Genomic DNA, 7,785 nt, shown 5'->3' with positions numbered 1-7,785 from the left:
GCTCTTCATCTATATTACACAACACGTGCTCAGAATCCATTAAAAAAAATGCAATCTCTGATAGCCTTGTGTAACAAGCTTATTCGAATTCTGTTTTCAATCGGTAAAAAACAATTTACGTTTCAAGAAGACAAGATGTTAAAGGATATCCCTCATATGGCAACATTTGTAGCACATGAATCAGTCGCATAGTTCATCGGATTTTTATGGTTACACGGTCATTTAATTAACACTCATTTAAAAGTGAAGCACGGATTAGTCGGCAAAGCAACTAACGTGAGGACTTAGATCCTGTGGGGCAGCGTGACCGACATCCACCTCATGGAAAGGTTGAACGAAGGAATGTAGGAGCATCGACTCTGTGAGATATGGGAGGGTTGACCTCCATGAGACATGTGGATATCCTAAAGTGCGATCATAACATTGCTTAAACCAATTTTTTCCTATGATTGGCTAGTTTAGCATACACTTTTTTCGATAAATCCCTATCCTAGAGGAGTAATGCCGAGCTTACATAGATAACGGTTAATGATATGACTATGAAATCCTAAGAATTTTAAAGCAATCGTGAGATTGTGTTTAGTTTATTGAGGGAGGGAGGATAGTTGAAGAAAAAATAAGTTTACAAAAAAGCTTTTAGTTATAAAATTCAATTGAATTGACAAATCGAACTTTATCGATTTATAATGTGTGTATGGACAAGGTAAATATATTTAAATCACTTTCAAATGAGGCTCGATTACAGATTTTAGAATGGCTTAAAGACCCTACTGCTCATTTTGGACCACAAGATGGAATTGATTTGATAGAAGTTGGTGTGTGTGTTAGTCAAATAACAGAAAAGTTAAACATGACACAATCTACTGCTTCCCAATACCTATCAACGTTACAAAGAGCTGGTTTAATAAAGGCAACAAGAATTGGTAAATGGACTTACTATAAAAGGGATGAGGAAGCCATAAAAAATCTTGGTTTATACATTCAAACAGACCTGTAAGAACAACTAAATTCGGATAAGAATTTAGTTGTTCTTACCATCTAACATATCGACAATTCTTAATATGTTTATATATTTTTTATCAAAACATATCGACAATTCTTAATATGTGCATTTGGAAAATGTGATTTAGGATAATTTCCTTGTTAACAAATAAAATTATATGTGAAGAGAGGATTTGAGCTCATGAAAGCATGGCAAAGACAAGGCGTTGGATTAGAAAATTTAAAATTGGTGGATTTACCTACACCAGAACCTGGACCGAAACAACTTCTTGTTCGTGTAAAGGCTGTTTCACTTAACTTTCGTGATAAAGCAATTGTTGATGGGGTTTATTTGCCGCATCTAATGACACAACCATTCGTACCTGTATCGGATGCATCTGGGGAAGTAGTAAAAGTAGGTTCAGAGGTAACAAAGTTTAAAAAAGGCGACCGTGTAACTTCTCATATGTTTACTAAATGGAAGGATGGTACTCCAAATAAAGATGATGGTGCTCATGCTTTAGGAGGACCAAAAAATGGCGGGTTAGCAGAATACATGCTGCTTAATGAGGACGCAACTGTAATGACACCAGCTACCTTGACTGATGAGGAAGCTTCAACACTTCCTATTGCTGCATTTACTGTTTGGTTTTCGTTGGTTGAATATGGAAAAATAAAAGCAGGAGATACGGTGCTTGTTCAAGGAACTGGAGGAGTTTCAGTATACGCTGTTCAAATTGCTTCAGCACTAGGAGCAAAAGTTATTGCAACAAGCAGCAGCAACGAAAAATTAGAAAGAGTAAAAGCACTGGGTGCAAAAGAGGTTATAAACTATGCAGAGACTCCAGATTGGGAAAAAGAAGTATTAAAAATTACTGAAGGTAAAGGTGTAAACCATATTCTAGAAGTAGTTGGTGGTCAAAGTATTAACCGTTCAATTGAAGCTCTTGCTCTTCAAGGTCATATTTATATTATTGGTTTCTTGGAAAGTATGATGGCAGAAGTGAATGTATTCTCATTATTAGCAAAACAAGCTCATATCCAGGGGATTAACGTAGGACATCGTAGAGCTTTTGAGGATATGATTAGAGCTTTTGATGAGCTTGATATTAGACCTGTCATTGATACGGTGTACTCATTTGATGAAGCCCTTGATGCGTATAAACACCTGTATAAAGGGGCATTTGGTAAAATTGTAATAAAAGTTTCTGAGTAAAGAAAATTTTTAACAACTAAAATACAAAAGTCCTCGGGTATTTTCCAAGGCTTTTATTGTTTATAAAAAAAGCCGGAATATTAGAATGTGAAGGAATGTACTTAAATTAACTGGTGCTAGAGTTAAACAAAGGGTCACTGAGGCAACCCTTTTTCTTGTTCCACTAACGGGTGAGATTAGTTGAAGAAAGAGTCCACCACTCTTAGTACGTAGTAGACAATTACAGTGCAGCAATTATCTTCCTTGAACAAACTGTAAAAATAGTGTGATGAAGGTTTTTCACATATTGTAATAAAATAATATTACATTTCACACAATTCATTGTACATTAGGCTGATGGAATAATACACGTAACGTAAACAGAAATAAAATCATATTTGCCCACCGTTTATGATAGTTACAGCCGAAAATAAAATGTGAGGAGCTCTTAAATTGACAACTAAATTTTAATCGTGATATAGTTAGCTTGCTAAATGATTTTAGTGTTGGAGGCATATCTATGAATGAAAACGTTGATTGCGATATTCGTCAGTCATTAGATAAAATTTCATTTCAAATGCGTCGAGATTATAGTGAAAGTCTAAGAGAACTTAATCTTTATGTAGGCCAAGATAATTTACTCTCTCGTCTGTGGTCAGGTGATGGGGTAACACAAATGCAACTAAGTGAACATTTAAAATGTGAACCGCCCACGGTCACAAATATGGTAAAATCGTTGGAGCAAAACGGATTTATTTACCGTAAACGTGATAAACAAGATGCAAGGGTTATGCGAATTTATCTAACGGACAAAGGCAAAGAATTAGAGAAACCGGTTGAGTTCAAATGGAAGCAGCAGCAAGAAAGATTACTCCATTCAATCTTACCGGAAGAACGCTTAATCTTAAGGGATCTTATGAAGCGAATGGAGAGAAACTTGTTCTAAGTTTTCTCTATGTTTATATTTAGCATGCTAAGTATTTATTTAGCAACCTAACTATTAAATAGTCCTATATTTTTTTGCTTAATTAGGAAAAGGTGATTGGAATCCACTGAAGAGTATGCTTCTAGCTGAAGATATGATATCCATACTTGCTAAAATGTTTCAAATTAGTTAGTAAACTAAATATATTGTGTTTTTCAGATCTTTTGAAATCTAATTAGAAATAGTTTACTGCGGCTCTTTTACTAACTTGTAGCTTATTAAAAATAAAGGAGAAGAAATATATGAAAAGAAAAGAGATGCAACTAGCACTACAAATGGTTTCGGGATACGGAGCCGAATTCAGCGCTTGGAGAATACCTGGCACCGACCCAGCAGCTTATACAAATATGGATAGTTATGTGGAGCGGGCTAAATTAGCTGAAAAAGGAAAATTTCAAATGATTTTCATTGCGGATACTCCTGCATTATCCAACGACTTAGGTCCCCAGACTCCAATGTTCCCTATGGATCCTATGTTAGCACTAATGGCTGTAGCCAGAGAGACGAAACATATTGGACTTGTTGCTACCCTCTCAGCGACATTCAATTATCCATATAACATAGCACGTCAGTTCAAAGCACTGGATGTTATAAGTCATGGGCGTGTAGGGTGGAATGCGGTCACAACATCCGATCCATTAGCTGCAGCAAATTTTGGTGCTCAGATTGCCAGTCGCAAAGAACGATATGGCATGGCTCATGAATCCATACAAATTGTCCAAGCTTTGTGGGGGAGTTGGGATACAGACGCTTGGACGTTAGATGTAGAAGGAGGGAAATTTGCTGACATGGACAAAATTAAGCCTATCAATCTTGAAGGGCAGTATTATGCATCTCGTGGTCCTTTGCCAATCCCCCCTTCTGAGCAAGGTCAGCCAGTTATTTTCCAAGCAGGTGGGGGGAGTGAAGGATTGGAATTAGCGGGGAGCTATGCTTCTGGTGTTTATGCAAATCCTTTTGATATAGAGTCTGCTCGTGAACACAGGCAAGCGCTTCGACAAAGTGCTACCCGTTTTGGCCGAAATCCTGATGATATCAAGATGTATGCAGGTTTTATGTTTTCCCTAGCCTCAACAGAAGAAGAAGCTTTGGAACGAAGAAGACAGCTTATGAGTTTTAATCCTGAGGAGATTCCAAGTAGGGTTAGATACCTTGGTTCTATGGTTGGTTTACCACTATCGATAGGTTTGGTAGATATTGATCAACCTTTAGCGACTGACATGTTGAAAAATGCCTATGCTAACCCAATGGATCCACGTTCTATAAGAGCTTTAAAGTTGCTGAAACAAGGGCTAACCATTCGAGATGTTCTTGCACACGGGGTCATTAACTATCATCCAGTAGTTGCAGGTACACCCGTACAAGTTGCTGACTTCTTGGAAGAATGGTTTTTGGCCGGTGCCTGTGATGGCTTCTCGGTTGTTCCAGATATAGCCTATGATGGAGTTGCTGATTTTGTGGACCTGGTTGTCCCGATTTTACAAGACCGCGGTTTGTTCCACAGGGAGTATGAAGGAAAAACACTCCGAGAGAATATGGGAGTTCCTTATCAATATGGAAGGCTGAAATAATAAAATAATTAATAGAGGAGAGAATTCAAATGAATAATACCCTTGAATTGCTTCATAATCATACGTCCGTTCGATCTTACACAAATCAACCACTGACAGAGGAACAACGGGATGTAATATTTAAGGCAGCTAATCAAACTTCGTCCTTCAGCCTTTTACAGGTCGTTTCTATCATTAGAATTACTGATCCAGATCTTCGCAAAAAGGTGACACAACTATCTGCCAATCAACCTTATATTGAAGAAGCTGCTGAGTTTTGGATTTTTTGTGCTGATTTTAACCGAAACCACCAGATTGCTCCTAAGGTAGATCTTGACTATATGGAATACCTTTTAATTGGATCATTTGATGCTGGGCTAATGGCTCAAAATGCTTTAACGGCAGCTGAATCATTGGGACTAGGTGGTGTATATATCGGTGGAGTAAGGCTTAATATTACAGAATTAACAGAGGTACTGAATTTACCAAAGTATGTGGTCCCTTTAGTTGGTCTATGCATAGGCCATCCTGCTGGAGAGAAACCTGGACTAAAACCACGCTTGCCTCAATCGATGATAATGTTTGATAATCAGTACCAGCCACTCGATGAAGAAAAATTAGCAACTTATGACCAACAGATGCGTGAATATTACCAAAATCGTCCTGTTAAAGCGCCTTTCACAGTGAAGAAAGTAAAGGGATGGAAAAATCATATTGAGGATCATCTTGAAAGAAGCAAACAGCCCTTCATGCTTGAGTATTTAAACAAACAAGGATTTGCTAAAAAATAAACCGTTATTAATTAAATTGATTTACAAGGAGACATAGAAATGAAGAAGCAATACAATACGCGTGCCATCTTGGTATCGCTGCTTATCTGCGGTTTTGTGGGCATGTTTAGCGAGACCGCTCTAAATATAGCAATGACTAATTTAATGGAAGTATTCGAAATTTCGGCCGCAACTGCACAATGGTTAACAACTGGGTTCTTGCTGACTCTTGGCATTTTAATGCCGATAAGCGGACTTCTGCTGCAGAGGTTTACAACGAGACAGCTGTTCACAGGTTCGCTCATAAGCTTAATTCTAGGTACACTCATTGCGGCGCTCGCGTTCAATTTTGAAATGTTGATGTTCGCTCGAGTTTTACAGGCGGCAGGCATGGCATTATTGCTGCCGCTCATGTTCAATACTATTCTTGTCATATACCCGCCGGAAAAGCGGGGGGCGGCGATGGGCTTCGTTGGACTTGTTATCATGTTTGCGCCAGCAACCGGCCCGACCATAGGCGGTCTATTAATAGAGTATTTAACATGGCATTATATCTTCTGGTTCTCACTGCCGTTCCTGGTTATTGGGTTGTTGGTAGGGCTGAAGTATTTGGAAAATGTCACCGATGTCACGAAGCCCCGGATAGATCTGCTGTCTATTGCATTGTCAACGCTCGGCTTTGGAGGAGTTGTCTTCGGCTTCAGTAAGGCAGGCGAAGGATCTGAAGGATGGGGCAGCGCAGTTGTGGTAACTTCAATCATTGTTGGGCTCGTAGCACTGGTGCTGTTCATACTGCGGCAGAACGTTATGAGAGATCCGATGATGAATCTGGGCGTTTTCAAGTACCCAATGTACGTCGTTGGGCTGCTTCTGGTACTGACGTGTATGTTAATCATTATGTCGAGCATGATTATCCTGCCGATGTTTCTGCAGACGGGTGCAGGACTGTCTGTGTTCACTGCGGGACTCATGCTTTTGCCGGGCAGCGCGCTGAACGGTATCCTCTCCCCGCGTATGGGGCACTTGTTCGATAAATATGGGCCGAAATGGCTCGTTATTCCCGGCCTCGTGATCGTTGCAGTCATGTTATGGTTCTTTACTACCCTATCTCCTGCTTCTTCAGTGGCCTTTATCGTGGCTTTGCATATCGGGCTCATGGTTGGGGTAGGCATGATATGGATGCCTGCTCAAACGAATGGGCTAAATCAATTGCCGCCGGAGTTATACCCGCACGGCACGGCAGTCATGAACACACTGCAGCAGGTCGTGGGCGCAATTGGAACAGCGGTCGCAATCAGTATCCTTACGGGTGGTATTGAGAAATACTTGCACGGCTCCTCCGATCCGGCCACACAGGCCGAAGTTGCAAACGCGATGACGGCTGGATCACAAAACGTGTTCTTGTTCACGATGATCATAGCACTGATTGGCGTGGTCATAGCGTTCTTCATCCGCCGCGTCGTAGTCAGCCGCGAAGCGGTGCATCCGACACATTGATGTTTTGTTAGCGAATCCCTTGTCTGTATCTATTAAGAATGTTTACACTAAATGGATGGGGAAATTGGGTGTCAGTTGAGCTGGTATCAACCGGATATGCCAATTGTGAATAATTATCTTAAACAAAAGGGGGGCATTGATACAAGATGGATCAATGCTCTTTTTTGTTTAGCTATAGGGAGGTTAGTTTAACTAGAATACCTAAGCCTATATTTTATTCGGAGGGGGTTTGAGCACAAAAAACGTATCATATGGAAAATCATATAGGAATAGTACCTTACTAGATTAAATAAAATGATAATAGGAAGAAATGAGGTGATTTTATATTAGAGAAACTTAGAAAAATTAATATGAAAACTGCTGTATTTATGGGGATTATTTTTTACTCTTTGACTATCTCAATCCATGTTCTAATTATTAACGGCATTATTCCATTCACATGGGTTAATGGCGGACGCTCTGAATCCTTCGCTACGCAGCTACCAATATCTATTATCAATATCATTACTTCTATTATTGGAGGAGTATTTACGCTGATTGTTGGCAGAAATATACTATATACATACAAAAGAGGAATAACAGTTATATGCTGGTTTTTTGTTATACTTTGGTCTTTTGGGTTTATACAACAATTGTTTGGAACACCTTTTGAAAAAACGGTTTGTTCGTTAATATTGTTCCTTGGAGTCATCTCGAACTTACGTATGGCGATTGAAAAAAGATAGCAGTAACACTAAAATTAACAAGTTTGTGAAAGAATGTACTTAAACTAAACCAGCCAATAGTTTGTCAACATTTTTCAATAAA

Annotated in this window: 6 protein-coding genes and 1 pseudogene; all 7 read left to right on the top strand. The window is 39.2% G+C overall.

Going from position 1 to position 7,785, the window contains the following annotated elements; all coding sequences use genetic code 11:
• Positions 1 to 192, top strand: a pseudogene (locus tag ADA55_RS30695) (IS110 family transposase); the annotation flags it as partial.
• A gap of 502 nt (positions 193 to 694) precedes the next feature.
• On the top strand, positions 695 to 997 hold the full coding sequence (locus tag ADA55_RS19220) for an ArsR/SmtB family transcription factor (protein WP_048686829.1): 303 nt from the start codon (positions 695 to 697) through the stop codon (positions 995 to 997).
• A 186-nt stretch (positions 998 to 1,183) separates the two neighbouring features.
• Entirely contained in the window at positions 1,184 to 2,197 is a 1,014-nt protein-coding gene (locus tag ADA55_RS19215; protein ID WP_048686827.1) for a zinc-dependent alcohol dehydrogenase family protein, read from the top strand.
• A 499-nt stretch (positions 2,198 to 2,696) separates the two neighbouring features.
• Complete coding sequence (locus ADA55_RS19210; protein WP_048686824.1) at positions 2,697 to 3,122, top strand: MarR family winged helix-turn-helix transcriptional regulator; 426 nt, start codon at positions 2,697 to 2,699, stop codon at positions 3,120 to 3,122.
• Positions 3,123 to 3,418: 296 nt separating this feature from the next.
• A complete protein-coding gene (locus ADA55_RS19205; RefSeq protein ID WP_226990509.1) occupies positions 3,419 to 4,732 on the top strand; it encodes an NtaA/DmoA family FMN-dependent monooxygenase in 1,314 nt (437 codons plus the stop codon).
• Positions 4,733 to 4,761: 29 nt separating this feature from the next.
• Complete coding sequence (gene nfsA / locus ADA55_RS19200; protein ID WP_048686821.1) at positions 4,762 to 5,502, top strand: oxygen-insensitive NADPH nitroreductase; 741 nt, start codon at positions 4,762 to 4,764, stop codon at positions 5,500 to 5,502.
• Between the two features lie 15 nt (positions 5,503 to 5,517).
• Positions 5,518 to 6,978, top strand: a complete 1,461-nt coding sequence (locus ADA55_RS19195; protein ID WP_375792925.1) for a DHA2 family efflux MFS transporter permease subunit — start codon at positions 5,518 to 5,520, stop codon at positions 6,976 to 6,978.
• Positions 6,979 to 7,785 lie beyond the last annotated feature (807 nt).

Origin of the sequence: Bacillus sp. 220_BSPC, assembly GCF_001054655.1 — a bacterium.
GTDB lineage: Bacteria > Bacillota > Bacilli > Bacillales > DSM-1321 > Peribacillus > Peribacillus frigoritolerans.
The sequence above is the reverse complement of the archived record's forward strand: the minus strand, read 5'-3'. Positions and strand labels throughout refer to the sequence as shown.

Coding starts and splice junctions, on each gene's coding strand:
- ADA55_RS19220 (WP_048686829.1), top strand. CDS start 695: ATGGACAAGGTAAATATATTTAAATCACTTTCAAATGAGGCTCGATTA.
- ADA55_RS19215 (WP_048686827.1), top strand. CDS start 1,184: ATGAAAGCATGGCAAAGACAAGGCGTTGGATTAGAAAATTTAAAATTG.
- ADA55_RS19210 (WP_048686824.1), top strand. CDS start 2,697: ATGAATGAAAACGTTGATTGCGATATTCGTCAGTCATTAGATAAAATT.
- ADA55_RS19205 (WP_226990509.1), top strand. CDS start 3,419: ATGCAACTAGCACTACAAATGGTTTCGGGATACGGAGCCGAATTCAGC.
- nfsA (WP_048686821.1), top strand. CDS start 4,762: ATGAATAATACCCTTGAATTGCTTCATAATCATACGTCCGTTCGATCT.